This window comes from Mycobacterium deserti (assembly GCF_025345615.1).
Taxonomy (GTDB): domain Bacteria; phylum Actinomycetota; class Actinomycetes; order Mycobacteriales; family Mycobacteriaceae; genus Mycobacterium; species Mycobacterium deserti.
This window is the reverse complement of record NZ_JAODWD010000007.1, coordinates 272,622-296,626: the sequence shown is the minus strand read 5'-3', so window position 1 is coordinate 296,626 and position 24,005 is coordinate 272,622. Positions and strand designations below refer to the sequence as shown.

Annotated in this window: 21 protein-coding genes; 9 read left to right on the top strand and 12 right to left on the bottom strand. The window is 65.0% G+C overall.

Going from position 1 to position 24,005, the window contains the following annotated elements; translation table 11 throughout:
* Positions 1–4 precede the first annotated feature (4 nt).
* The gene (locus tag N4S67_RS27085) at positions 5–1,288 is read left to right on the top strand and encodes an acyltransferase family protein (RefSeq protein ID WP_260996133.1); all 1,284 of its coding nucleotides are present in this window, start codon (positions 5–7) and stop codon (positions 1,286–1,288) included.
* Here N4S67_RS27085 and N4S67_RS27080 read toward each other — a convergent pair.
* Together N4S67_RS27080 and N4S67_RS27075 are read right to left on the bottom strand one after the other, a co-directional pair.
* Positions 1,236–4,112, bottom strand: a complete 2,877-nt coding sequence (locus N4S67_RS27080) for an MMPL/RND family transporter (RefSeq protein ID WP_260996132.1) — start codon at positions 4,110–4,112, stop codon at positions 1,236–1,238. The two genes, N4S67_RS27085 and N4S67_RS27080, sit on opposite strands and share 53 nt — an antisense overlap.
* 160 nt (positions 4,113–4,272) lie before the next feature.
* Positions 4,273–4,920, bottom strand: coding sequence for a cutinase family protein (locus tag N4S67_RS27075; protein ID WP_390893538.1), 648 nt, complete (start codon positions 4,918–4,920; stop codon positions 4,273–4,275).
* A gap of 160 nt (positions 4,921–5,080) precedes the next feature.
* Between N4S67_RS27075 and N4S67_RS27070 the strand changes: the two genes are divergently transcribed.
* Complete coding sequence (locus tag N4S67_RS27070) at positions 5,081–6,469, top strand: DUF7159 family protein (protein WP_260996131.1); 1,389 nt, start codon at positions 5,081–5,083, stop codon at positions 6,467–6,469.
* Positions 6,470–6,490: 21 nt separating this feature from the next.
* On the opposite strand, the gene N4S67_RS27065 is transcribed toward N4S67_RS27070, so the two are convergent.
* The 5 genes from N4S67_RS27065 to N4S67_RS27045 all read right to left on the bottom strand — a co-directional run bounded on the left by N4S67_RS27065 (position 6,491) and on the right by N4S67_RS27045 (position 11,361).
* On the bottom strand, positions 6,491–6,931 hold the full coding sequence (locus N4S67_RS27065; protein WP_260996130.1) for a DUF5078 domain-containing protein: 441 nt from the start codon (positions 6,929–6,931) through the stop codon (positions 6,491–6,493).
* 13 nt (positions 6,932–6,944) lie between these two features.
* A complete protein-coding gene (locus N4S67_RS27060; protein ID WP_260996129.1) occupies positions 6,945–7,271 on the bottom strand; it encodes a DUF732 domain-containing protein in 327 nt (108 codons plus the stop codon).
* On the bottom strand, positions 7,268–10,180 hold the full coding sequence (locus tag N4S67_RS27055; protein ID WP_260996128.1) for an MMPL/RND family transporter: 2,913 nt from the start codon (positions 10,178–10,180) through the stop codon (positions 7,268–7,270). The genes N4S67_RS27060 and N4S67_RS27055 overlap by 4 nt, the downstream gene beginning before the upstream one ends.
* Positions 10,177–10,605, bottom strand: a complete 429-nt coding sequence (locus N4S67_RS27050) for an MmpS family protein (protein ID WP_260996127.1) — start codon at positions 10,603–10,605, stop codon at positions 10,177–10,179. The genes N4S67_RS27055 and N4S67_RS27050 overlap by 4 nt, the downstream gene beginning before the upstream one ends.
* A gap of 162 nt (positions 10,606–10,767) precedes the next feature.
* Positions 10,768–11,361 carry a TetR/AcrR family transcriptional regulator gene (locus tag N4S67_RS27045; RefSeq protein WP_260996126.1) on the bottom strand — a complete coding sequence of 198 codons (594 nt, stop codon included), beginning with the start codon at positions 11,359–11,361 and terminating at the stop codon, positions 10,768–10,770.
* Between the two features lie 49 nt (positions 11,362–11,410).
* Here N4S67_RS27045 and N4S67_RS27040 point away from each other — a divergent pair, with 49 nt between their 5' ends.
* Positions 11,411–12,247, top strand: a complete 837-nt coding sequence (locus tag N4S67_RS27040; RefSeq protein ID WP_260996125.1) for a mycofactocin-coupled SDR family oxidoreductase — start codon at positions 11,411–11,413, stop codon at positions 12,245–12,247.
* 8 nt (positions 12,248–12,255) lie between these two features.
* Positions 12,256–13,467, top strand: coding sequence for a cytochrome P450 (locus tag N4S67_RS27035; RefSeq protein WP_260996124.1), 1,212 nt, complete (start codon positions 12,256–12,258; stop codon positions 13,465–13,467).
* Between the two features lie 321 nt (positions 13,468–13,788).
* On the opposite strand, the gene N4S67_RS27030 is transcribed toward N4S67_RS27035, so the two are convergent.
* Entirely contained in the window at positions 13,789–14,037 is a 249-nt protein-coding gene (locus N4S67_RS27030; protein WP_260996123.1) for a DUF6457 domain-containing protein, read from the bottom strand.
* A gap of 95 nt (positions 14,038–14,132) precedes the next feature.
* Here N4S67_RS27030 and N4S67_RS27025 point away from each other — a divergent pair, with 95 nt between their 5' ends.
* Positions 14,133–15,506, top strand: a complete 1,374-nt coding sequence (locus N4S67_RS27025) for an aromatic ring-hydroxylating oxygenase subunit alpha (protein ID WP_260996122.1) — start codon at positions 14,133–14,135, stop codon at positions 15,504–15,506.
* Positions 15,503–17,161 (top strand): FAD-binding protein, encoded by a 1,659-nt coding sequence (locus N4S67_RS27020; RefSeq protein ID WP_260996121.1) that lies wholly within the window; start codon positions 15,503–15,505, stop codon positions 17,159–17,161. The genes N4S67_RS27025 and N4S67_RS27020 overlap by 4 nt, the downstream gene beginning before the upstream one ends.
* Here N4S67_RS27020 and N4S67_RS27015 read toward each other — a convergent pair.
* From N4S67_RS27015 to N4S67_RS27000, 4 genes are read right to left on the bottom strand one after another with little or no spacing between them, the layout of a single operon-like run.
* A complete protein-coding gene (locus N4S67_RS27015; protein ID WP_260996120.1) occupies positions 17,158–17,997 on the bottom strand; it encodes an enoyl-CoA hydratase-related protein in 840 nt (279 codons plus the stop codon). The genes N4S67_RS27020 and N4S67_RS27015 overlap by 4 nt on opposite strands.
* Before the next feature lie 10 nt (positions 17,998–18,007).
* Positions 18,008–19,228 carry a CaiB/BaiF CoA transferase family protein gene (locus N4S67_RS27010; RefSeq protein ID WP_260996119.1) on the bottom strand — a complete coding sequence of 407 codons (1,221 nt, stop codon included), beginning with the start codon at positions 19,226–19,228 and terminating at the stop codon, positions 18,008–18,010.
* A complete protein-coding gene (locus N4S67_RS27005) occupies positions 19,225–20,334 on the bottom strand; it encodes an acyl-CoA dehydrogenase family protein (RefSeq protein WP_260996118.1) in 1,110 nt (369 codons plus the stop codon). Before N4S67_RS27005 ends, N4S67_RS27010 begins: the two co-directional genes overlap by 4 nt.
* The gene (locus N4S67_RS27000) at positions 20,331–21,488 is read right to left on the bottom strand and encodes an acyl-CoA dehydrogenase family protein (protein WP_260996117.1); all 1,158 of its coding nucleotides are present in this window, start codon (positions 21,486–21,488) and stop codon (positions 20,331–20,333) included. Before N4S67_RS27000 ends, N4S67_RS27005 begins: the two co-directional genes overlap by 4 nt.
* Before the next feature lie 332 nt (positions 21,489–21,820).
* Between N4S67_RS27000 and N4S67_RS26995 the strand changes: the two genes are divergently transcribed.
* Genes N4S67_RS26995 through N4S67_RS26985 form a run of 3 tightly spaced genes read left to right on the top strand, consistent with a single transcriptional unit; the run spans position 21,821 to position 24,004 of the window.
* Positions 21,821–22,687: a mycofactocin-coupled SDR family oxidoreductase gene (locus tag N4S67_RS26995; RefSeq protein ID WP_260996116.1), complete on the top strand. Its 867-nt coding sequence runs from the start codon at positions 21,821–21,823 to the stop codon at positions 22,685–22,687.
* A gap of 19 nt (positions 22,688–22,706) precedes the next feature.
* Positions 22,707–23,027, top strand: coding sequence for a hypothetical protein (locus tag N4S67_RS26990; protein WP_260996115.1), 321 nt, complete (start codon positions 22,707–22,709; stop codon positions 23,025–23,027).
* Positions 23,024–24,004 carry a thiamine pyrophosphate-dependent dehydrogenase E1 component subunit alpha gene (locus N4S67_RS26985; protein ID WP_260996114.1) on the top strand — a complete coding sequence of 327 codons (981 nt, stop codon included), beginning with the start codon at positions 23,024–23,026 and terminating at the stop codon, positions 24,002–24,004. The genes N4S67_RS26990 and N4S67_RS26985 overlap by 4 nt, the downstream gene beginning before the upstream one ends.
* Position 24,005: the final 1 nt, after the last annotated feature.

Here is a 24,005-nt window from a genome sequence, read left to right as displayed (position 1 = left end):
ACCCATGACACGGTCCTTGTCCGACGCGCGCACGGTCTCTGATGCCACTCCGGCCACCCGCGACCGCGCGGTCGACGTCGCCCGGCTCGCAGCCCTCGTCGTCGTCATGTTCGGCCACTGCGGCCTGCTGCTGGCCACCATCGACTCCGACGGCCTGCGCATCGGCAACCTGCTGGGGGAGGTGCCCGCGATCGCCCCGGTCACCTGGCTCGTCCAGGTCATGCCACTGTTCTTCCTGGCAGGCGGGGCCGCCGGCGCGTACGGCTGGCACAGCGGGAAAGCCTGGGGCAGCTGGCTTTTCACCCGCGCGCAGCGACTGTGTCGGCCTGTGTTCTGGTACCTCGCGGCATGGTCGGTCGGCCTGATCGTCGTGCGTCTGACGCTGGGCGCCGACGCGGCGGCAGGCATCGGCCGCGAATCCGTTGCGTTGCTGTGGTTCCTGGGTGTCTACCTCGTGGCGCTCGCCTTCGTCCCCGCCCTGACCCGCCTTCGGAGCGGCCGTCAGGCTGCGATCCTGGTCGCCGCGCTGCTTGCCGTGGCCACCGCGTTCGACGGATTTCGCCTCGCGACCGACGCGCCCATGGCCGGTGTCGCGAACTTCCTGATCGTCTGGCTGATCCCGATCGTGATCGGCGTCGCCTATGCTCGTCAGCTGATCCGCCCGCAGGCCGCACTCGCGGCGGTCGTGCTCGCGCTCGCCGCCCAGATCACACTCGCCGCCATCGGACCTTACGACGTCTCGCTCGTGGTGACCGGTACCGAGCGCATGTCCAACGTATCGCCGCCCACCCTGTTGCTCGGCCTGCACTGCACCTGGATGTCGTGCGCGTTCGTCGTTGCGGCCCGCGCCATCCAACGGTGGGCTGAGGGTCCCCGCGTCTGGCGCGTCATCGCGGTCGGCAACGGGGGAGCGATGACCCTCTACCTGTGGCACATCCCCGCCATCGCAGTGGCCGCCTTCGCGATGAACGCTGTCGGTCTCGACGCCTACGACGTTGACGCGCCAGGCTTTTGGGGGCTGCTGGCGCTGCGCGCGGTCGTGTTCGCGGTCGTCATGGCGGTGATGTTCCGGCTGCTGTCCCCACTCGAGCATCGGAAGCTGCTGTGGTGGGACGCGCCGGCGCGTGCGACCGGCGCCCGCGCGACCGTCGCCGGTGCGCTGATCATCCTCGCCGGCATCACGCTGGTACTGCTGGCCAAGAACGGGCTGACCGGGGTGACGGGATGGGCGTCGCTTAGTTGCTTTCTTCTTGCAACTGCTTCGGCGCGGGCCACGGCGCGGGCTTAGGCCGTTGCCGAACCGTCTGCGGCCACCAGAACCACTTGCCCAACAGTGCCGCGATCGACGGCGTCATGAATGCGCGGATCACCAAGGTGTCGAACAACAGACCCATGCCGATGGTGGTGCCCACCTGGGCGACGACGGTCAGCGAGCTGACCGCCATCGACATCATCGTGAATGCGAACACCAGGCCAGCGGCGGTGACCACCGATCCGCTGCCGCCCATCGCGCGGATGATCCCGGTGTTGATGCCCGCGTGCAGTTCCTCTTTGAGGCGTGACACCAAGAGCAGGTTGTAGTCCGCACCGACGGCCAACAGGATGATGACCGCCATGGCCATCACCATGAACTGCAGCTCTATGCCCAGCAGATGCTGCCATATGAGGACCGACAGCCCGAATGAGGCGCCCAGCGACAGCACCACGGTGCCGACGATAACCGCGGCCGCGATGAGGCTGCGCGTCAAAACCAGCATGATGATGAAAATGACTGTCAGCGCGGCGATTCCGGCGATGAGCAGGTCCCAGTCGTTACCGTCCTGCATGTCCTTAAACACCGACGCCGTGCCACCGATGTAGATCTTTGAACCCTCCATCGGAGTGCCCTTGACGGCTTCCTTCGCCGCTTGCTTGATGGCGTCGATGCGCTTGATCCCGTCGGCGTCGAGGGGGTCTCCCTCGTGCGAGATGATCATCCGCACGGCATGGCCGTTCGGCGAGATGAAGTTCTCCATGCCCCGCCTGAATTCGGCGTTGTCGAAGATCTCGGGCGGCAGATAGAACGTGTCGTCGTTCCACGAATTGTTGAACGCGTCGCCCATCGCCGACTGGCCCTCGCTCATCGCGGCCATCTGATCCTGCATCCCCGCCTGCGTGGAATGCATGGTCAGCATCATCGTTCGCATGTTCGTCATGGTCTTGACGGTCTCGGGCATCAGCGAGAGGAACTGCGGCAGCAGCGCATCGAGGCGCTCTAAGTCCGGTACCAGATCCTGGATCTGGTCGGTCATCATGTTGAGCCCGTCGATCGACTCGAACAACGACCGCATCGACCAACAGACCGGGATGTTGTAGCAGTGCGGTTCCCAGTACAGATAGTTGCGAATCGGGCGGAAGAAGTCGTCGAAATCCGCTATGTGGTCGCGTAATTCGGCGATGTCCTCGGTCATGTCCCGCGTCTTGCCGACCATGCTGTGCGTCGTCGCGCTCATCTCGCCCATCAACGCGATCATCTTGTTCATCGTGTCGATGGTGCTTTGCATCTCGTCGGCCTGTACGAGCATGTCGTCGAACCGGTCCATGAGGTACTTGCGGTTCATGTCCTGGTTGACACCGCTCATACTCAACTGCGCCGGGATCGTGCTGAACTCGATGGGCTTGCCGCCCGGGCGGGTGATCGTGGAGACCCGTCCGATGCCGGGCACCCGGAACACCGCCTTGGCGATCTTGTCGATCACGATGAAGTCCGCGGAGTTTCGCAGGTCGTGGTCGCTCTCGATCAGCAGCAATTCGGGGTTCATCGTCGCCGGGGAGAAATGACGTTCGGCGGCGGCGAAACCCTGGTTGGCGGGCAAGTCGGCAGGCAGGTAGAGCCGGTCGTTGTAGTTGGGCTGGTAACCCGGCAGGGCCAGCAGTCCGACGAGCGACAGCGCAATCGTCGCCAACAGGACCGCGCCCGGCCACCGGACGACGCCGGCGCCCAGCCGCCGCCAACCACGGATTCGCATGGCTCGTTTGGGTTCCAGCAATCCGAACCGGGTCGCGACCGTGACGATGGCGGGTCCGAGCGTGAGCGCGACGAGTACGGCGACGATCATCCCGACCGCCAGTGGGATGCCCAGCGTCTGGAAATACGGCAGCCGGGTGAACGTCAGGCAGAAGGTGGCGCCGGCGATCGCCAGCCCCGAGCCCAGCACCACATGGGCGGTGCCATGAAACATGGTGTAGTAAGCAGACTCCCGGTCCTCTCCGTTCGACCGCGCCTCCTGATATCGCCCGAACAGAAATATGGCGTAGTCGGTGGTCGCGGCTATCGCGAGGGTGACCAGCAGGTTGGTGGCGAACAGCGACAGGCCGATCAGGTCGTGATATCCGAGGAACGCGACGACCCCGCGGGTCGCCGACAGCCCCAGCACCACCAGCACCACGGTGATGACCACCGTGACGATCGACCGGTACACGAGCAGCAGCATCGTGATGATGACGCCGAACGTGGCGAACTCGATCAGGCGGACCGTCTGGTCGCTGGCGATCTGCTGATCCGCCGCCAGTGCCGATCCGCCGGTCACGAAGACCTTCACACCGGGCGGCGGATCCAGGCCTTTGACGATGTCCTGGACAGCCTTCACCGACTGGTTGGCGAGCTCCTCACCCATGTTGCCTGCGAGATAGAGCTGGACGTAAACGGCCTTGCCGTCGGCGCTCACAGCGCCGGCCTCGGTCAGCGGGTCGCCCCAGAAGTCCTGAATGTGCTCGACGTGCGTGGTGTCGGCCCTTAACCGGTCGACCATCTCGGCATAGAACTGGCGCGTGTCGGTGCCGAGCGGCTGGTCGCCCTCGAGCACGATCATCACCGAGCTGTCGGACTTGAACTCGTCGAAGACCTCACCGACGCGCGTCATCGCGATGACCGACGGCGCGTCCTTGGGGCTCATCGACACCGAACGCTCTTGACCGACGACCTCGAGCTGCGGCACCGAGATGTTCAGAAAGGCGACGAGGGCGACCCAGCCGATGATGATCGGTAACGCCAAACGGCGGATCCACTTCGCAATCGCGTTGCGATGCACCGGCTCAGCGACCGAGATGGGTTCGGTGACGGGAGCGCCCATCAGCTGGTCATCCGGGGCGAACCGCTGTCGTCGGGTCCCATGGAGGAGTCGGGCACGTCGGCGGAGCTCCTCCCTACGCTGTTAGGACGCCCTTAGTCCTACCAGATTGACAGCCAATGTTGTTAGTCGGCTTAGCTATCTGCAGCGTAGTCGTTGTAACTCAGATTCGGCTCGCCGCGAACCCCGCGGCTTGCGCGACCAAACCGGTCTGTATGTAGGCGCCGTGCGCGCCCATGTCCCAGCCGCCTTCGGAGCAGATCGGGTCGTTCGGCACGCACAAGTCGATGGTCTTGCCGGCGTAGAGCGGTCCGATGGACGGTAGTGGGCCGGCCGACAGCGAGTCCGCGAACGAACTTCTGGGGCCTCCGAAGACGGCGGCCGCCGCGACGTGGTCGGCTACCGGCGGCGGCATCGCGGTGGTCGCGAGATCGATGACCGCCGCTCCCTGCGAGTAACCGCCGAGCACCATCCGCGTATCGGGACAGTTGGCCGCCGTCGACTGGATGTGGGCGCTGGCGTCGTCTCGTCCAGCCGGCGTGCTGACCTCGAAGTCGCGGCTCGCCGGGTACTCGACGGCGTACACGCCCACCGACCGCCCGCCGAGTTGGGCGCGCAAGGAGTCGACGAACGCCTGGCCGACCGCGCCGACCCCGGCCGGTTCGGTGGTGCCGCGGGCGAACACCACTTCCACATCCGGGCACGGGGCGGCATCGGCCGAAAGCGGCATCGTCAGCGCGATCGGCCAGGCCGCGGCGAGAGCCGTCGCAATGCCGGCGGCGCGTGTAGTCGCGAAACGCAAAGGGTCCATGCCGATATGTCGGTCGCTCGACTCGAAATGTGACAGTGAATTGACTCATCCGTCATCGGTCAAGACGACATGCCGAGCGGGGCCGAGCAAACTATGCTCAGTGGGCCGAACAATCAAACGGCCGGCAGTGTCGGGTTCCGTCGACGAAGGTGGGGCAGCGGTGAAGGTTGCGCTCGGGCTGTCGATGACGTCCACCGGCGTTGCCTGGGTACTGCTCGACGGCCAAGATCCCGAAGGCGTTCCGCTCGACCACGACGCGTTCGACGTGGCCATCGACGGCGACATCGCCACGTACCTGGCGGCGGTGCGCGGCGCCCGGATGATCGCCACCGCCAGTGGCCATCAGATCTCTACGGTCGGGATGACGTGGACCGAGGACGTCGCCGGGCCGGCACGGGTGCTGCGCGATGCGCTGTCTGATTCCGGGTTCGAATCCGTTGTCGCCGTGGGGTTGTCGCACGCCGCTCGGGCATGGGCGCGGGCGTACGGACCCGCTCTCGGATTCGAGACCTGCGCGGTTTGTGTGGTGGAGTCCGCTGCCGCGACGGTCCTGACGGTCGGTCGCTATACAGTGCAGACGTCGGTGACCCATACCCGCGATGGCATCGGCTCCTGGTTGACGGACACATTCGCGCGCAACCAGTCGCAGCCCGAGCGATTGTTTCTGGTCGGGTCCCGCGGCGACCTCGAGAACGTCTCGGCAAGCCTCGGCGACGCGATGCCCATGCCGGCGGTGGCGTCCGACGAGGCGCAGTTGGCGCTGGCGCGTGGTGCCGCGCTCGCGCTGTCGACCGATGCCGAACCGACCGAGGATCTATCCATCAAGGAATTCGTCGACGCCGCGGATGTGCGACGCCGACCCTGGTTCGGCGCGCACGCGCGGGCCGCGACCGCGGTGGTGGCCGGCATGATCGCGCTCTTCGCCGTCGTTCCTGCACTTGCCGGGCACGACACACCCAGAAGCGAGCAGGCCCAGCCGGCGGCCGCGCCCGCGGCGGCCGTCTCGAGCTCGGTCTCAACTGTCGGCGTCAACGCCGTCCGCACTCCTGCGCCATCGACTGCCATCCGGCCGCTGATCGCGGAGCCGGCGGCGTTGCCCGCACCCGTCGTGCCGTCACCGGCGCCGGCTGTGGAGGCGCCTGACACCGATGCCGTTGCCGCGCCGGCACTGTCGGTCGCTGCGGAGCCGGTCGTACCAGAGCCCGTCACCGTAGAACCCGCCGTCGCCCCGGCGGCGCCGATCACCGCGCAGCCCGTCGCCGTGCCGGTGGCACCGATCGCCGCACCGCCGCCACCTGCTCCACTGCTGCCGGGGCTGCCCTTCGTCTTGCCGCCGTGGCTGGCTCCGCCGCCACCGGCCGTGCCTGCCGCGGCACCTGCCATGCCCCCACCGGCGGCTCCGCCACCGATCGCTGCTCAACCCGCGCTCGTGTCGCCGCCCGCGGCAGCGGCGTCACCGCCTCCGCAGGCACCCGTCCCTCCGCCGCCTGCGGCCCCGCTCGATCCGATCGGCGCGGCGCTCAACCCGATCTTCATCGGACTGCCCTAGTAGGGCGCTCCGCTCAGCGGATCACCAGGTCCATACCGACGGGTCGTTCGGCGGATAGTTCATGCACACGTCCGTGCCGTGCGCGACGACTCCCTTGTTGTTGAAGAACAGCTTGGCCCAGTTACCCCAGCGGGTCGCCATCTGCTCGTAGAAGACGTTCGTCGCGGTGTTCTCGGAGTACTGCCTGCGCGCCGCGTAATCCAAGGAGAAAAACCAGTAGATCCGGTCACGAGCGCCCTTCTGAACATCCGCGGGCCGGTTCTTGTAGTCGATCATGTAGCGCTCGTAGTAGACGGGATCGGTGTCTCGCACGGCAGCCATGTACTGGTCGACCGTGCACGTCGTCCTCATGATCCGGTTCGGGATCGGATAGTCGTCGGTGGCGTCGGCCGCCGCGGCGGCCGGGAAAATCGTTGCTGCACAACCGATTGCGGCCAGCGCGATGCTCGCTTTGCGTATCACTTGAGTCTCCTCGCTATCGCGCCTGGTCCATGATCGGCAACTTGTCGGGGCAGTAGAAGCGCAGCGCCGCGCCGAGGAACTGCCACGACTGCTCGGTGCTGTTCTGGTTCTTCGCCAGCTGTGCCTGGATGAACCGCGCCGAGGCGAAGGCGTCACGATCGACACCGTTGCGCTGCCGCTTGCACATGATTTTGCCGATCCAGGCGTTGTAGTCCTTCTGACCGTAGATACCGTAGGTGTGCAGCTCGTTGGTGAAGTCGGTGTCAGGGTCGGCCTGCGCCGGCGCTGCGAGCGCCAATGCCACTGCAGCCGCTGCTATCCCGGCAGCCACACGTTTCATGACTGGCCTCCTTCCGGACCCGCTCGGGTCAACTCCTTGGGCCTCGGCCACGGCGAGGGCAGCGGACGTTCGCGTACCCGCTGTGGCCACCAGAACCACTTGCCCATCAGCGCCGCTATCGACGGTGTCATAAATGCCCTGATGACCAACGTGTCGAACAGCAGACCCAGCCCGATCGTCGTGCCGACCTGCCCGATCACCGTCAGCTCACTGACCGCCATCGACATCATCGTGAAGGCGAACACCAGGCCTGCCGACGTCACCACGGATCCGCTGCCACCCATGGCGCGGATGATGCCGGTGTTGATTCCGGCATGAAGTTCCTCTTTGAGGCGTGACACCAACAACAGGTTGTAGTCCGCGCCGACCGCCAACAGGATGATGACCGACATCGCCATCACCATCCAGTGCAGTTCGACGCCGAGAAGGTGCTGCCACACCAGGACCGAGAGCCCGAACGACGCCCCCAACGACAGCACCACCGTGCCCACGATGACCGCGGACGCGACCACACTGCGCGTGATGAGCAACATGATGATGAAGATCAAACCGAGCGAGGCGATCGCGGCGATCAGCAAGTCGTAGTTACTGCCGTCGGCCATGTCCTTGAACACCGCGGCGGTGCCGGCCAGGTAGACCTTCGACCCTTCGAGGGGGGTGCCTTTGATGGCCTCCTTGGCGGCCTGCTTGATCTTCTCGATCTTCTCGATGCCCTCGGGGGTCATCGGGTCGCCCTCATGGGAGATGATGAAGCGCACCGACTTTCCGTCGGGGGAGATGAAGTTCTCCATACCCTTCTTGAACTCTTCGTTCTCGAAGACCTCTGGGGGCAGGTAGAACGAATCGTCGTTCATCGACGCGTCGAACGCCTCACCCATGGCAGAGGAGTTCTCCTGCATCGCGGCCATCTGGTCCTGCATGCCCTTCTGGGTGGCATACATGGTCAGCATCATGGTCCGCATCGTCTTCATCGTGTCGATCATCGGCGGCATCAGCGTGACCATCTGAGGCATGAGCTGGTCGAGCCGCTCCATGTCCGGGATCAGGTTCTGGATGTCGTCGGTCATCGTGTTGATGCCGTCGAGGGTGTCGAACACCGATCGCAAGGCCCAACAGATCGGGATGTTGTAGCAGTGCGGTTCCCAGTAGAAGTAGTTGCGGATCGGCCGGAAGAAGTCGTCGAAGTTCGCGATGTTGTCCCGCAATTCGGCGACGTCGACCGTCATGTCCTTCATCTTGCCGACCATCGAGTGCGTGGTGGCCGCCATCTCCTTGGTGAGCGCGGACATCTTGGTCATCGTGTCGATGGTGGTCTGCATCTCGTCGGCCTGCACCAGCATGTCGGCCATCCGGTCCTGCAGATACTTCTGGTTCATCTGCTGGGTCGTGCCCTGCATGCTGATCTGGAACGGGATCGAGGTGTGCTCGATCGGTTTTCCGTCCGGCCGCGTGATCGCCTGCACGCGTGAGATACCCGGCACCCGGAAAACCGACTTGGCGATCTTGTCGATGACCAGGAAGTCCGCCGAGTTGCGCAGATCGTGGTCGCTTTCGATCAGCAGCAGCTCGGGGTTCATCCGGGCCTGCGAGAAGTGCCGGTCCGCCGCCGCGTATCCCTCGTTGGCCGGCAGGTCGGCTGGTAGATAATTGCGGTCGTTGTAGTTGGTTTCGTAACCGGGCAGCGTCAGCAGTCCGATCAGCGACAGCGCGATCGTCGCGACCAGGATCGGACCGGGCCAGCGCACCACTGCCGCACCGATCTTGCGCCAGCCGCGCACCCGCATCGCCCGTTTGGGGTCGAGCACCTTGCCGAAGCGGCTGCTGGTGGCGATGATCGCCGAGCTGAGCGTCAGCGCGGCCAGCACACCGACCGTCATGCCGATGGCCAGCGGGACGCCGAGCGTCTGGAAATAGGGCAGGCGCGTGAAACTCAGACAGAACGTCGCGCCCGCGATGGTGAGGCCCGATCCCAGCACCACGTGGGCTGTTCCGCGGTACATGGTGTAGTACGCCGACTCGGGATCTTCGCCGGCACCGCGCGCTTCCTGATAGCGGCCGACCAGGAAGATCGCGTAGTCGGTTCCTGCAGCGATCGCGAGCGTGACCAAGAGGTTGGTCGCGAACGTCGAAAGACCGATGATCTCGTAATATCCGAGGAACGCCACCACGCCGCGGGCCGCCGCCAACTGGAGCACGACCATCACCAGAGTGATCAACACCGTCACGATCGACCGGTACATCAAGAGCAGCATCACGATGATCACCGTGAAGGTGAGCGCCTCGATCATCCGCAGACTGCGGTCGCCCGCGATGTGCTGGTCGGCGGCCAGCGCGGCCGGACCGGTCACATAGACCTTCAGGCCTTCGGGCGCCTGCAAGCTGTCGACGATGCCCTGAGTGGCTTTCACCGACTCGTTGGCCAGCGCCTCGCCCTGGTTACCCGACAGATACACCTGGACGTAGGCGGCTTTGCCGTCGTTGCTCTGCGAACCCGTGGCCGTCAGCGGGTCGCTCCAGAAGTCCTGAACGCTCTGAACGTGCTTGGTGTCGGCTTCGAGCCGGTCGACCATCTCGTCGTAGAACTTGTGCGCCTCGTCGCCGAGCGGCTGCTGGCCTTCGAGCACGATCATGACGGAGCTGTCGGAGTCGTACTCATCGAAGACCTGGCCGACGCGTTTCATCGCGATCATGGACGGCGCGTCGTCCGGGCTCATCGAGACCGCACGGAGCTCACCGACCTTTTCGAGCTGCGGCACCACGGCGGGGGTGTTCAGAACCCCGATGAGCACGATCCACCCGAGGATGATCGGGACGGCAAAGGTACGGATGAACCGCGGGATGAAGGGTCGTTTGGCGTGCCGTACGGGTGGGAACGCGTCAGTCGGAGCGTCGTTGGTGGGCGCGCTCATGCGGATTTCACGAAGCAGAAGGTCTGGGCATTCACTCCGGTGGAGGTTCTTTCGTCCTTGATCTCGTCGTCGACGGTGATGCGGCAGGTGATGGTGCCGCCGTCACCCTGCGCCACGATGTTGGGGGCCGCCGAGGGTGCGGTGGTCTCCAATGTCAGCGACCAGGGCAGAGCTGCGCCGTCAACTCGCTGCGGCTTGGCATCGAGATCGAGATAGTTGACGTCGGCATAACTGCCCGACCCGAAGATTTCATATTTGATGACTTTCGGGTCGAACGGCTCGGGATCCTCGGCGAAGACCTTCGGCGTGACGATGATCCCCTCCGCGCCGAAGAACGTCCGGATGCGATGCACGGTGAAGCCGGCGACGAGCACCACGATCAGGATGACGATCGGAATCCATACCTTCTTGGCGAGGCCAATCACGACAATTGCCCCCGACCACTGCGACCCATATCCGCCCTTACGATTTTCGTGTCCGCTGTTCGCCAATGCGTAACTTAGCCCGTATAAGTTCTCACCCTGGCATAGGGTAACTCAAGTCAATGTGCTGCTGGTCACTACTGCCTGAGCATGCGGTTCGGGTCACTATGAGGGCAATTCGAAGCGTTGCAGGTAGTCGTCGATGAACGCCTGCACCTCGGCGTGCCCGCGCGTGATCCCGAGTCCGCGTTCCAGCAGCACGATGCGCGCCAGGCTGGTGACGATCATAGACATCACGACCGGCGGGAAGGCCTCTACGTCGACGCCGTGCGAGCGCATCGCAAGCGCGACCACGCTCTGCTCGATGTCGCCGAACCGGTCGGCGTAGGCGGCGATTTCGCTGCGGATGGACTTGCGGTGGTTGGCCAACGCCATGAACTCCATCCACAGCTGCGCGCCGTGGGCGCTGTTGAGCTCCCACAGCGAGTGCAGCGGCTGGTCCTCGGCGAGCGCCTTCTGCTGCCGGGCGAGGTTGGCTTCGGCGCCGGCTTGAAGCACTGCCAGGAACAACTCGTCCATGCTCGGGAAGTAGTAGTGCACCAGCGCAGGCTTGACGCCGGCCTTGGCCGCAACCCGGCGCGATGTCGCGGCGGCATAACCCTCTTCGAGCATGATTTGAGCGGTCGCTTGGATCAACGCCCGCCGTGTCGTGGATTCACGAACGGGTCTTGACCCCTGCTGCGCTGGCCTGCTAGACATGGGCGCAGCTTAGATGTTGGGCGATCGCTCAACAAGTGAGGGAGTGCAGATGGCCGGTCGGGTAGAGGGCAAGGTCGCGTTCATCACCGGTGCCGCGCGCGGGCAGGGACGCAGTCACGCGGTGCGACTGGCTGAGGAGGGCGCCGACATCATCGCGGTAGACATCTGCCGCGGGTTCGAGAATTCGACGGCGCCGCCGGCTACCCCCGACGATCTCGCCGAGACCGCCGACCTGGTCAAGAACCTCGGCCGCCGCATCGTCACCGAGATCGTCGACGTCCGGGACTTCGACGCGTTGAAGTCGGCCGTTGACAATGGAGTAGAGCAGCTGGGCCGGCTGGACATAGTCGTGGCCAACGCCGGCATCGGCACCACCGGCGTGAAACTGCACAAGATGCACGAGGACATCTGGGAAGAGACGATCGACGTCAATCTCGGCGGTGTCTGGAAGACGGTCAAAGCCGCAGTGCCGCACCTGCTGGCCGGTGGTCGCGGCGGCTCGGTCATCATCACCAGCTCGGTCGGCGGCACCAAGGCGTATCCGCACGTTGGCCATTACATCGCCGCCAAGCACGGCGTCGTCGGCTTGATGCGCACGTTCGCCGTCGAACTGGGCCAGCATTCGATCCGCGTCAACACCGTGCACCCCACGCATGTCAGCAGCCCCCTGCTGATGAACGAGTCGACGTATCGGATGTTCCGGCCGGATCTGGGCAATCCCGGACCCGACGACCTCGCGCCCGTCTGCCAGTCGTTCCATTTCCTCCCGATTCCGTGGGTCGAACCAGTTGACATCAGCAATGCGGTGCTGTTCCTGGCCTCCGACGAGGCCCGCTATGTCACTGGTGTCACGCTGCCCGTCGACGCCGGCAGCCTCCTGAAGTAGGGCCGATCATGACGAAGGCCAGCCCAAGCTCCGATACCGACGTCTATTACGACCCGTACGACGTCGGCATCGTCAAAGACCCGTACCCCACCTACGCCAGACTGCTCGAAGAAGCGCCGATCTACTACAACGAGCGCTATGACTTCTGGGCGATCTCGCGCTACGCCGACGTCGAGAAGGCGCTGTCGAACTGGCAGACGTTCTCCAGCGACCGAGGCGACATCCTCGAACTCGTGCAGTCGCAGTTCGACATGCCCAAAGGCGTGATGATGATGGAGGATCCGCCGGTTCACACGATGCTGCGCGGCCTGATGTCACGGGTCTTCACGCCGCGGCGGATGGCGGCGATCGAGGATCAGGTCCGCCAGTACTGCGTGAACTGCCTCGACCCGCTCGTGGGTTCGGACGGGTTCGACATCATCGCCGAGCTTGCCTCGATGATGCCGATGCGGGTGATCGGCATGCTGCTCGGCATTCCCGAGTCCGAGCAGGTGACGGTGCGCGACGTCAACGACGCGAACCTGCGCACCAAACCCGGCGCACCGATGAAGGTGGTGAACGCCGACCGGATCGCCGACGGCCGCATATACGCCGACTACGTCGAGTGGCGGTCACACAACCCGTCCGATGACTTGATGACCGCGCTGCTCAACGTCGAGTTCGACGACGAGCACGGCGTGACCCGCAAGCTGACGCGTAAAGAGGTGCTGCACTACACACAAGTCGTGGCGGGCGCGGGTAATGAGACCACCGGGCGTCTCATCGGATGGCTGGCCAAGGTGCTCGCCGAACACCCCGATCAGCGCCGGGCGGTCGTCGAGGATCGATCTCTGCTGAACCGGACGATCGACGAGACGCTGCGGTTCGAGCCGACGGGTCCGCATGTAGCGCGTTATATGGCACGGGATTTCGAGTGCTACGGCACAACGGTGCCGGCAGGCAGCGCGATGCTGCTGCTGTTCGGAGCGGCCAACCGGGATCCGCGGCGGTTCGCGAACCCGGACACGTTCGACATCCACCGCGACAACATCAGCCACCTGACCTTCGGCAAGGGAGTGCATTACTGTCTCGGCGCGAACCTGGCCCGCCTCGAGGGCAGGGTGGCACTCGACGAGCTGCTGAACCGGTGGCCCGAATGGGACGTCGACTACGAGACCGCGGTGCTGGCACCGACATCGACGGTTCGCGGCTGGGAGCGGTTGCGCATCGTCGTGGGGTGAGCCGGCGAGTTTGGAATCCCGACGGCGGGGGCAGGATATTCGTATGGGGAAATTAGTCAGTCGCTCAGTGGTCGTTGCGGCGGCGCTTACTCCGATCGCGGCCTTGTCTGTGGGAATGTCGGCGACAGCTTCGGCGCAGCCTCTCAATTGCCAGAACGGACAGTGGTGGGACCCGGTGTCCAATTCATGCCGGGCGCCGCTCGTGCCGTTGAACTGTGAACCGGGGCAGTACTGGAATCCGGTGTCGAACCTGTGTCGGCCGCTCGGCAGCGTCTGAGCATCCTCCGGTTGGGAAGCCGCACCTCAGGGTGAATAGAGCGGCTATGTGTTCTCTGGCGGAAGCGCCGCCTGAACCCGTTGGAGCAGTTCACCGAGCGTGTCGGTCCGAGCGGCGCCGCCCGCGATTTGTCTGCCGACCGCGAGGCCGACGATGAAGGTCGACAGCGGTGTGAACTTTCGTTCCACGCGGTGGGCCACGTCGCGGGCCGCATCGAGAAGTTCCGCGGTTTCGCTCGCCGTGAGGGGTTCCTCGCCGAGCGCCCGCGCAAGGTCGTCGATCCAGTTGTCCATGCGCGCAGCATAGTTAAGCGGTATCCCTCCAGAATTGCTATTTTTGCTAAGATAACCTCCTGCCGCCGACAGCCGTGGCAGAAGGGCAGGGCAGCTTGGTCCGGCAAACGAGCACCGTCGAATGGGCGCCGCTTCCGGTGCCCCATGCCGTGCAGGCGGTCGACCGCATCCCGAAGCAGCGCTACTTCAACCGGGACTTCTACGAGTTGGAAGCCGAGATGTTGTGGCCCCGGGTATGGCAGATGGCCTGTCGTTTGGAGGAAATTCCCAAACCCGGCGATTTCGTGGAATACGAGATCCTCGACCAGTCCATCATCGTCGTCCGGGTCGATGACACCACGGTCCGCGCCTACTACAACGCCTGTCGGCATCGCGGCATGAAACTCGTCGAGGGACGCGGCACCAAGCGCACCTTCGTCTGCCCATTTCACGGTTGGTGCTGGAGTCTGGACGGCAAGAGCACTTTCGTTTTGCGGTCCGACGTGTTCGATGAAACCAACCTGAGCGCTGACGATCTCGCGCTCGCGCCGGTCAGGTGCGAGCTCTGGGGCGGGTGCGCGTGGATCAACCTCGACGACGGCGCACCTGCCCTGCGTGACTGTATCGAGCCGTTCGCGGCAAAGCACGACGAGTGGAAGGTGTCGGCCCTTCGCACCGAATGGTGGAAGTCGTGTGTGCTGCCGGTGAACTGGAAGCTCGCGACCGCTGCCTTCATGGAGGGCTATCACGTACCGCAGACCCATCCGCAGCTGTTGCCCTCGGCGTTTCATCCACAGTCGGAATCGGTGCACCCCGTCGTGCAGGCCAGCCTGTACTTCATGCGCACGCTCGGGTCCGGTATGGGCGGCATGACGCACGAGAACGATGTCCGCATCGCCGAAGGACTGCAGAACATGCCGCTGCCGGACGATCCCGCCAAGGCGATGACCGCATGGCGTAGCGCGGTGAACGACGGTGTCACGCAATGGCATCGCGCGCGGGGCTGCGACTTTCCCGACCTCAACGACCTCGACCGTCGAGGCGTGATCGACCCCATCGGGTTCTGTTTCCCGCATTACTTCCTGCTGCCGCAATACAGCAGCGCTTCGTCGTACCGGATCCGTCCGCTGGGTCCTGAGGAAACGCTCTTCGAGATCTGGTCACTGACCCGCTATCCGGAGGACCGTTCACCGGGCAGGCCGATCCCGCCCGAACCGCTGGCTCCCGACGATCCGAGTTGGCCGACGATCCCCGGCCAGGATTTTGCCAACCTCCCGCGTCAGCAGAAGGGGCTGCACGCCAGAGGATTCGAGTACATGCGACTGTCCACCCAGATCGAGGGATTGATCTCGAACTTCGAACGCGTCATCGACGGATTTCTGGCCGGCCTGCCGCAGGAGAGGCTGGTCCCGGCAATTCGACTCACGAATACCACTATCGATGTGCCTGTGGCGAACCTCGATCTGTCCGAGAGCGTGCCGGCACGATGAACTGGGACAAATCCGTCGACCTTCTCATCGCCGGCAGTGGCGGGGGTGGAATGGTCGCCGCGCTCGCGGCGATCGACTCGGGGATCGAGCCGCTGGTGGTCGAGAAGCAGGCGCTCGTCGGCGGATCCACCGGAATGTCCGGCGGCATGGTCTGGCTGCCGAACAACCCGCTGATGCGTGCCGAGGGAGTATCGGATTCGCACGAAGACGGCCTTGCCTACTTCGACGACGTCGTCGGCGACATCGGAGTGGTCTCCTCACCTGCCCGCCGCGAGACATTCCTCACCGCGGGATCGGAGATGATCGACTTCCTTGTTCGACAGGGCGTCCGGTTGGTCAGGTGCCCCGGGTGGAGTGACTACTACCCCAACCACAAGGGCGGCAACGCGGCAGGCCGCTCGGTCGAGGGAATCCCGTTCGACGCGGCGGAACTGGGGGACTGGCGCGACCGGGTTCAGCCTTCGATGGCCAAGAACTACGGGTTCGTGGTGATGACCAACGAGTTGCGCGCAGTGCAGTACTTCAACCGCTCACCGCGCGCGTTCGCCGTGGCGATGCGGGTGTTCTTGCGCACCCGGGCGGCGAAACTGCGGCGCCGCGAGTTGATGACCAACGGGGCGTCGTTGATCGGCCAGATGCTCAAAGCGCTCATCGGAGACGGCGCCGAGCCGCCGGTGTGGACGAACGCGGCGATGGAGGACCTCATCGTCGAGGACGGGCGCGTTGTCGGAGTGCGGGTCAGGCGCGACGGGTCGACGATGAATATCCGGGCCCGCAAAGGCGTCCTGCTCGCCGCGGGCGGCTTCAGCCGCGACGCGGACATGCGGCGCAAGTACAGCGGCGATCAGCCCAACGAGGGGCAGTGGTCCATCGCCAACGCCGGCGACACGGGTGAGGTGCTGCGAACGGCGATGGCACTCGGCGCGCAGACCGACCTGCTCGACGAGGCATGGTGGCTGCCCATGGTTTTCATCGCCGACCCGGGTGCAGCATCGCTCGGCTCGGGTCGGCAACGACCCGGAGCGATCTACGTCGACGCGACCGGCAAGCGGTTCTGCAACGAGTCGAACTCGTATGTCGAAGTCGGCAAGGCGATGTACGCCAACAAGGCGGTGCCGTGCTGGCAGATCTTCGACGAGGGGTACGTCGGTCGCTACGTGTCAGGCGCCAACCCGCTGAAGAAACGCACCCTCTCCGAGGAATTGATCACTCAAGGTGCGGTCAAGCGGGCCGCCACCGTTGCCGACCTCGCGCGCCAGATCGAGGTACCCGCAGACGCGCTGGAGCACACAGTGACGCGGTTCAACGAATTCGCGGCCGAGGGTCTGGATCCCGACTTCGGTCGCGGCCAATCGGCCTACAACCGCTGCCTCGGCGACCCGGGTTACAAGCCGAACCCCGCTGTGGGACCCTTGGATTCCGCGCCGTTTTATGCGACCCGGGTGTTTCCCGCCGATGTGGGGACATGCGGGGGAGTGATCACCAATGAGCACGCCCAAGTGCTCGACGAGCAGGACCGAGTGATCGACGGGCTCTACGCGACCGGCAACATCACGGCGACGGTGATGGGCCGCAACTACCTCGGTGCGGGCGGCAGCATCGCCAACACGATGATCTTCGGTTACGTGGCCGCGCGCCACGCAGCGGGCAGTTAGGACTGCGGGTCGCCCTCGACGAAATCCCTTGGTGTCAACCCTGATTGGATAAGCGCGGCGCGCCGGGCCTGGACATCGGACGCCGCACCCACCATGTTGGTCAGGATATGGCTCACCTGCAGGTGCACCCGCATGCCCATCAGCTCCCATGCGCGCTTGACGTTGTTCTTCACCGCCATCAGTGTGGTCAGCGGTATCTGGCCGATCCGGCGCGCCATGTCCTCGACCGTCTCCTCGAGGTCCTCCCGCGGCACCACCTTGTTGAGCAGTCCCCACTCCAGCGCCTCCTGCGCCGACAGCGTCGGCGCCAACAACAGCCAGTCCATGGTGCGATGCCAGTTCATCAACAGCCAAGGCTCGATCATCGTGTGTCCGCCGGGTTCACCGAGACTCTGGGCCAGAGGCATCTGGAAGTATGCGTCTTCGGAAGCCACGCAGAAATCGGTCAGCAGTCCCAGGTATATCCCGCCGCCCATGCAGTAGCCGTGGATCGCCGAGATCGTCGGTTTCGGGAACTCCCACAGGTACAGCGTCGGCCAGAGGAACAGATCGGCGGTGCCCTTGTAGAGATCCTCGAACGTGTCCCCGAAATCCGGATAGGGGTTCTCGTCGGGACCCCACCGGGCCACGTGGCCGCCGCAGAACCCCTTGCCGTTGGCCTTGAGGATCACCACCTTGATCTCTTTGTCGCGATCGGCCTCGTGAAGGCAGGCGTCAACCTCCTGCACCAGTTGCGCATCCTTGGTGTTGGCCTTGTCGGCGCGGTTGAGGATGATTCGCGCGATCGGTGGTTCACGTTCGTAAATCACCGCTTCGAGGGTGCGTCGCTCCAGCATGAACCACTCCTTAAAGAATCGCGCCGCTGTCCTTGGCCGTCGAGATGTCGTCCCAGTCGAGGTCGAGTTCGAGCAGGATCTCCTCCGTGTGTTGCCCGTGCTCGGGAGCACGCGCGGCCTGCGGCGGTGTCTCGTTGAATTGCACTGGGGCGGCGACGATCTGATATTCGACGCCCTTGTCATCGACGTTGGGTATCACATAGTTGTTCGGTTTCACCTGCGGATCATTGAGGGTCTCCTTCGGCGTCGCCAGCGCAGCCCACACCCCGGGCTCGTCGGCCAACGCGGCGTGCCAGTGCGCGAGGTCCTCGGCGGCGATCCGTTGACCGACCAATCTGCACGCCTCCTCGGTGTTGGCGATCAGATTGCTCGATGGGACGAAGCGCGGGTCGGTGGCCAGTTCCGGCAGTCCGATCCGCTCACAGAAGCCGGCCCAGAAGCGATCCGGTTGCAAAAACACCATCTGGATCCATCTACCGTCGCGCGTCTTGTACCGGTTGACCAACGGATTGATCGCCAAACCCGGTGGCGCGCCAGGGATGCCGTCAATGTCGAAGAGGTCGGCCACCGAGATCGACGGCGCGATGGTCCACATGGCCTGGGCCAGCAGCGATGAATCCACCACCGACGGCTCGCCGGTGCGTTCGCGGTGAAAGAGTGCGGCGCACACACCGCCGGCAAGGGTGATGCCACCCTGCAGGTCACCGAATCCGGGCCCCTGCACGGCCGGGGTGTCGGTGCCGTACGGGGTCATCGTGTACGACACGCCGCCACGGGACAGATAGGTAGCGGCGTCGAACCCACCCTTGTCACGATCGGGTCCGCGGACGCCGGTTCCGGTGCCCCGCGCAATGATGATGTTCGGGTTGAAGGACCGGATGTCGTCGACGGTCAGGCGCGCGCGTTCGAGCGGACCCGGCAGCCAATTGGTCAGGAATACATCGGCGGTCGCAAGTAGGCGGCCGAAGTACTCCCGGCCGATATCGGATTTTATGTCCATGGCTATGCTGCGTTTGCCGCGGTTGCCGATCTCCAGAATGAAGTCGACGTCTGCCTTCGCGTTCTGCCGGGTGAAGCCCCCGATGACCAACGCTCGGCCGGGATCGCCCGCCTTGACGTCTTCGACCTTGATCACGTCGGCGCCCCAGTCCGCCAGCGCTGCGCCCGCCGACGGAACGTAGGTCCACGAGGCCAGTTCGACGACGCGGACGCCGCTCAGAACTCCGGTCATTGCAATCCCTTCCGGTCGACCTGGCCGACGAGCTGCGCGCCGACCTGTTCGAGGTAGTCGTCGGCTCCACCGAGCAGCGCACTCCAGCTCAGCAGGCGCTTGAGGTAGAGGTGAGCATCGTGTTCCCAGGTGAAACCGATCCCGCCGAACACCTGGATCGCGGTATCACCGACGGACGCCAGCCGCCCCGCGAATGCTTTGGCGCGAACGGCCGACAAGTGACGCTCCGCGGGTTCGGCAGCGTCGGCGGCCCACAGCGCGTGGATGACGCCGCTGCGCGCGAGTTCGACCGATTCGTACATGTCGACGCACAGATGCTGAACCGCCTGGAAACTGCCGATGGGTTGATCGAATTGCCGCCGCACCTTGGCATAATCGATCGCGAGACTCATCACCTTGTGGGCGGCGCCGATCGCGTCAGCAGCGGATGCGATCAGGACGTCGTCGACGACTGCGGTCAACACATCCGCCGTGGCCGCGCCGAGCGGGTGCGCGGATACCCCGTCGAGCGTGACATCGAACAACTTGCGTGTCGGGTCGACGTGCGGCCGCGGCACCACGGTGACATCGGCGGAGGACGAATCCACGGCGAAAAGGACTGTGTCATCGGCGTTGTCGGCGAACACCAGCAGGACATCGGCGACGGCCGCATCCGGCAGAGCCGCGAGCTCGCCACGCAGCACGAAGCGCCTGCCGGTCCGCACGGCGGCCGGCCGAGGTCCGCGCAGCGGGCCGACCGTCGCGATCGTCGAGCCCGCCGCGATTCCGGTCAGAAGTTCTGTGACGTCGGTACCTGCGCCCACATGCACCAGCGCGCGTGGGGCGGCGACCGCGCTGGACAGCCAGGGCCCGGGACTGAGTGCTGCGCCGAGCGCCTCGGCGACCACTCCGGCCTCGACCATGGTCATCCCCGCACCGCCGTATTCCTCGGCGACGAGCACGCCGGTGGCCCCCAAGGCTGCCAAGCCCTGCCACACCTCGTCGGTGGTGCCGGTCGGGTCCTCAAGCATCGGCCGCACGTGCGTTGCCACAGCTGCCTTTTCGGCCAGGTAGTGCCGAACGGTGTCGCGAAGGGCCACCTGCTCGTCTGTCAGCTCGAGGTTCATGGGCGGGGCAACCCGAGCACTCGAACCGCGGTGATGCCCTTGTTGATCTGGGTGGTGCCGCCGGCGATGGTCAGCGAACGCGAGGACAGCCGCTGGTCCGTCCAGCGGCCGGTCGTCTGCCCGGGGCCCAGCAGGTCGTACGCCAACGAAGCCAGGTCCTGGCCCGCCTCCGCCCACACGCTCTTGGCGAGGCTCGCCGAGCCGAGCGCATCACCGCCGTGCAGCGTCGCCGAGATGGATCGCTTGCAGAGCAACTCGAGATAGTCTATGCGTACCGCGATCTCACCGAGGCGGCGCAGCGTCGAGGGATTCGACAGCACGGTTATGCCGTGCACTTCGTGCTCGGCCAGATCGGTCACCAGATCCTGCAATTGCAGTTGCAACTGCGCATAGAGGCGCGCGGCCCCGGCCCGTTCATGACTCAGTGTCGTGGTGGCCACCTGCCAGCCGCCGTTCAACGGACCGAGGACCGCGTCGGCGGATACGCGCACGTCGTTGAAGAAGACTTCGGCGAAATCTGCTGCGCCGTTGAGTGTGACGAGTGGGCGGACCTCGATGCCGGGCGATGCCATGTCCACGATCAGACAGGTGATGCCCTTGTGCTTCGGCACGTCGGGTTCGGTGCGCACATAGAGCTGACACCAGTCGGCGCGGTGCCCGAGCGAAGTCCAGATCTTCTGGCCGTTGACGACGAAGTCATTCCCGTCGCGGGTCGCGCGGGTACGCAGAGACGCGAGATCGGAGCCCGCGTCGGGTTCCGACATTCCCTGGCACCAGATGTCGTCGGCGCGCACCATGCGGGGAAGAAATTCGCGCCGCTGGGCCTCGGTGCCGTATTGCATGATTGCCGGGGCGATGTTATTGATGCCGATCACGTTGAGGGGCACCGGAACTCGCATCCGTGTCGTCTCTTCAGCGTAGGCGAGTTGCTCCAGTACTGTCGCGCCGCGACCGCCGTATTCCCGCGGCCAGGACACCGCACCCCATCCCGCGTCCGCCACGGCCGCATCCCACTGCCGCAGGATCTCGAAGGCATGCGGTTCACGACCGCGGGTGCGGCCTGCCGAGACCACGTCCTCGGTCAGGTTCGCGGACAGCCAGTCGAGCAGTTCCTTGCGGAACTGCTCGACCTCGGGCGGGTATGAGAAGTCCACGGCATCCTGTGGGTCGGCGGGATTGTTTCTTTATAATTTTAGGTAGTATAGCTACCGCAGCGGATACAGTGGCCGCAATGTCGTGTCACAAGATGGTCGATGGGGTTCCAATGGCGTGCACCGTTGTTCGAGCAGGCGGCGCTGCGAAATGACGAACTCGGCCGGCCCGTCGGATGTCGTCGACGTCAAGAATCTGCAAATCTCGCGCCGTAGAGGCATCGACGGACGCACGGCGCCGGTGGGTACCTCACAAGTCGCGATCGCCCATGTGTTCGGGTCGCGGTGCGGATCATGCGTGCCGACAGTGTGACGCCGGTGAGAAGGGATTCGCCATGGGCAGGGTGACGGGCAAGGTGGCCCTCGTCAGCGGGGCGGCGCGCGGCCAGGGACGGTCGCATGCCCGTGTGCTCGCCGCAGAGGGCGCCGACATCATCGCCGTCGACATCTGCGCGGACATCGAGACCAACGACTACCCGCTGGCGCGACCCGAGGACCTCGACGAGACGTCCCGACTGGTGGAGAAGGAAGGTCAGCGGGCGTACACGGAGATCGCCGACGTCCGCGACCGGGCAGCGCTGTCGGCGGCCATCGACCACGGCGTGGCCGAGTTCGGTCAGCTCGACATCGTTGTCGCCAACGCGGGCATCTGCCCGATGACCGCCGGCCTGCCTCCGCAGGCATTCGTCGACGCGGTCGACGTGGATCTGCTCGGCGTCATCAACCTCATTCACGCCAGCCTGAAACACCTCCATGCGGGCGCATCGGTCATCGCGACGGGTTCGGTGGCCGCGTTCATGGCGACGGCGATCAATACAAGCGGGATGGACGGGGGACCCGGCGGTGCCGGGTATGCCTTCGCGAAACAGGTTGTCGCACATTATGTCAACGATTTGGCCCGGACACTCGCACCGGAGCAGATCCGTGTGAACGCCGTTCACCCGACGAACGTCAACACCGACATGCTGCACAGCCCGCCGATGTACAAGGCGTTTCGGCCTGACCTGGCCAACCCGACCCGCGAGGACGCCGAGGCGGTGTTCCCCGTGATCCAAGGGATGCCGATCCCGTATGTCGAACCCGAGGACATCAGCGAGGCAGTGCTGTTCCTGGCCAGCGACGCCGCCCGCTACGTCACCGGTCAGCAGTTGCGCGTCGATGCGGGTGGCTTCCTGAAGATCAAACCGTGGTCAGGGCCGTAGCGCAACGAGGAGTGGTGACATGCCCAGAGGAATCATGTTCGTCGAGACGATGCCGGCCTCGCCGGACAAAGAAGCCGAGTACCACGAGTGGTACAACGAGACCCATCTGGCGCAGATCGTGTCCGTGGAGGGCATCGTCTCCGCCCGCCGGTTCGCCCCGACCGACGGAAACGGCCCGTTCATCGCGATCTACGAGCTTGACTGCGACGACCTCGATGCGGCGGTGGGGCGCCTCGGAGAACTCGGCGCGAGCGGCGAGATGATCGGGTTGGAGAACCTCGCGATGGATCCCAAACCGATTCCGCGCTTGTACCGCGAGATCGGTTCATACGGAACATGACTCAATCTGTAGACGTTCAGCGGCGTTTGTACGCGCTGATGGTGTTGATGAAGGCGGCCGACGACCGGTTGTCCAAAGGCATCAGCACCGGCGAGTTCATGTGTGTGTACTGGCCCTCACGGGGCCAGGAGGCGATCGCCGCCGCGATGGGAGTGTCGCTACGACAGGACGACCGGCTGGTCACCACCTATCGCGGCTTGCACGACCTCATCGGCAAAGGCGTTCCGCTGCAGGAGATCTACGGCGAATTGATGGGGCGCACCGTCGGAGCGGCCCGCGGCAAGGGTGGCACCATGCACATCGCCAAGCCGGAGGTAGGCGTGATGCTGTCGACCGGCATCGTCGGCGCCGGGCCCCCGGTGGCCGTTGGACTGGCCATGGCCGCTAGACGGCAGGGCTCTGACCGCGTGACGGTCGTCAGCTTCGGGGACGGCGCAACGAACACCGGGTCGTTTCACGAGGCGGCCAACATGGCCGCGCTGTGGGATCTGCCCATGGTGTTCGTCTGCCAGAACAATCTATACGCGGAAATGACCCCTACCGCCGACACCATGAAGCTCGAACACGTCGCGGACCGGGCGGCAGGTTATGGGATGCCCGGGGTGCGCGTCGACGGAAATGACCCGCTGGCCGTGGCCGAAGCACTGCAGGCGGCCGTGGAACGCGCACGCCGTGGCGACGGTCCGACGTTGCTCGAATGCGTGACGTTTCGCTTCCGCGGCCACTACTTCGGTGACCGGATGCCCTACATCCCGAAAGAGCAGCTGGCCGAGGCGATGGCGGCCGATCCCGTGCCGCGCTTCCGCCGTCACCTGATCGACTCGGGCGTCTGCGATGACGACGAACTCACCCGCATCGACGAGGGTGCGCTCAGTGAGGTCGAATCCGCGCTGAAGGTCGTCATGGCCGCCGAGTCCCCGTCGGTCGAAGAGTTGGACCGCGACGTGTACGCGACCCCGATCAAGTACCCGGTCTGAG

Coding starts and splice junctions, on each gene's coding strand:
- N4S67_RS27085 (WP_260996133.1), top strand. CDS start 5: ATGACACGGTCCTTGTCCGACGCGCGCACGGTCTCTGATGCCACTCCG.
- N4S67_RS27080 (WP_260996132.1), bottom strand. CDS start 4,112: ATGGGCGCTCCCGTCACCGAACCCATCTCGGTCGCTGAGCCGGTGCAT.
- N4S67_RS27075 (WP_390893538.1), bottom strand. CDS start 4,920: ATGGACCCTTTGCGTTTCGCGACTACACGCGCCGCCGGCATTGCGACG.
- N4S67_RS27060 (WP_260996129.1), bottom strand. CDS start 7,271: ATGAAACGTGTGGCTGCCGGGATAGCAGCGGCTGCAGTGGCATTGGCG.
- N4S67_RS27055 (WP_260996128.1), bottom strand. CDS start 10,180: ATGAGCGCGCCCACCAACGACGCTCCGACTGACGCGTTCCCACCCGTA.
- N4S67_RS27045 (WP_260996126.1), bottom strand. CDS start 11,361: ATGTCTAGCAGGCCAGCGCAGCAGGGGTCAAGACCCGTTCGTGAATCC.
- N4S67_RS27040 (WP_260996125.1), top strand. CDS start 11,411: ATGGCCGGTCGGGTAGAGGGCAAGGTCGCGTTCATCACCGGTGCCGCG.
- N4S67_RS27035 (WP_260996124.1), top strand. CDS start 12,256: ATGACGAAGGCCAGCCCAAGCTCCGATACCGACGTCTATTACGACCCG.
- N4S67_RS27030 (WP_260996123.1), bottom strand. CDS start 14,037: ATGGACAACTGGATCGACGACCTTGCGCGGGCGCTCGGCGAGGAACCC.
- N4S67_RS27020 (WP_260996121.1), top strand. CDS start 15,503: ATGAACTGGGACAAATCCGTCGACCTTCTCATCGCCGGCAGTGGCGGG.
- N4S67_RS27015 (WP_260996120.1), bottom strand. CDS start 17,997: ATGCTGGAGCGACGCACCCTCGAAGCGGTGATTTACGAACGTGAACCA.
- N4S67_RS27010 (WP_260996119.1), bottom strand. CDS start 19,228: ATGACCGGAGTTCTGAGCGGCGTCCGCGTCGTCGAACTGGCCTCGTGG.
- N4S67_RS27005 (WP_260996118.1), bottom strand. CDS start 20,334: ATGAACCTCGAGCTGACAGACGAGCAGGTGGCCCTTCGCGACACCGTT.
- N4S67_RS26995 (WP_260996116.1), top strand. CDS start 21,821: ATGGGCAGGGTGACGGGCAAGGTGGCCCTCGTCAGCGGGGCGGCGCGC.
- N4S67_RS26990 (WP_260996115.1), top strand. CDS start 22,707: ATGCCCAGAGGAATCATGTTCGTCGAGACGATGCCGGCCTCGCCGGAC.
- N4S67_RS26985 (WP_260996114.1), top strand. CDS start 23,024: ATGACTCAATCTGTAGACGTTCAGCGGCGTTTGTACGCGCTGATGGTG.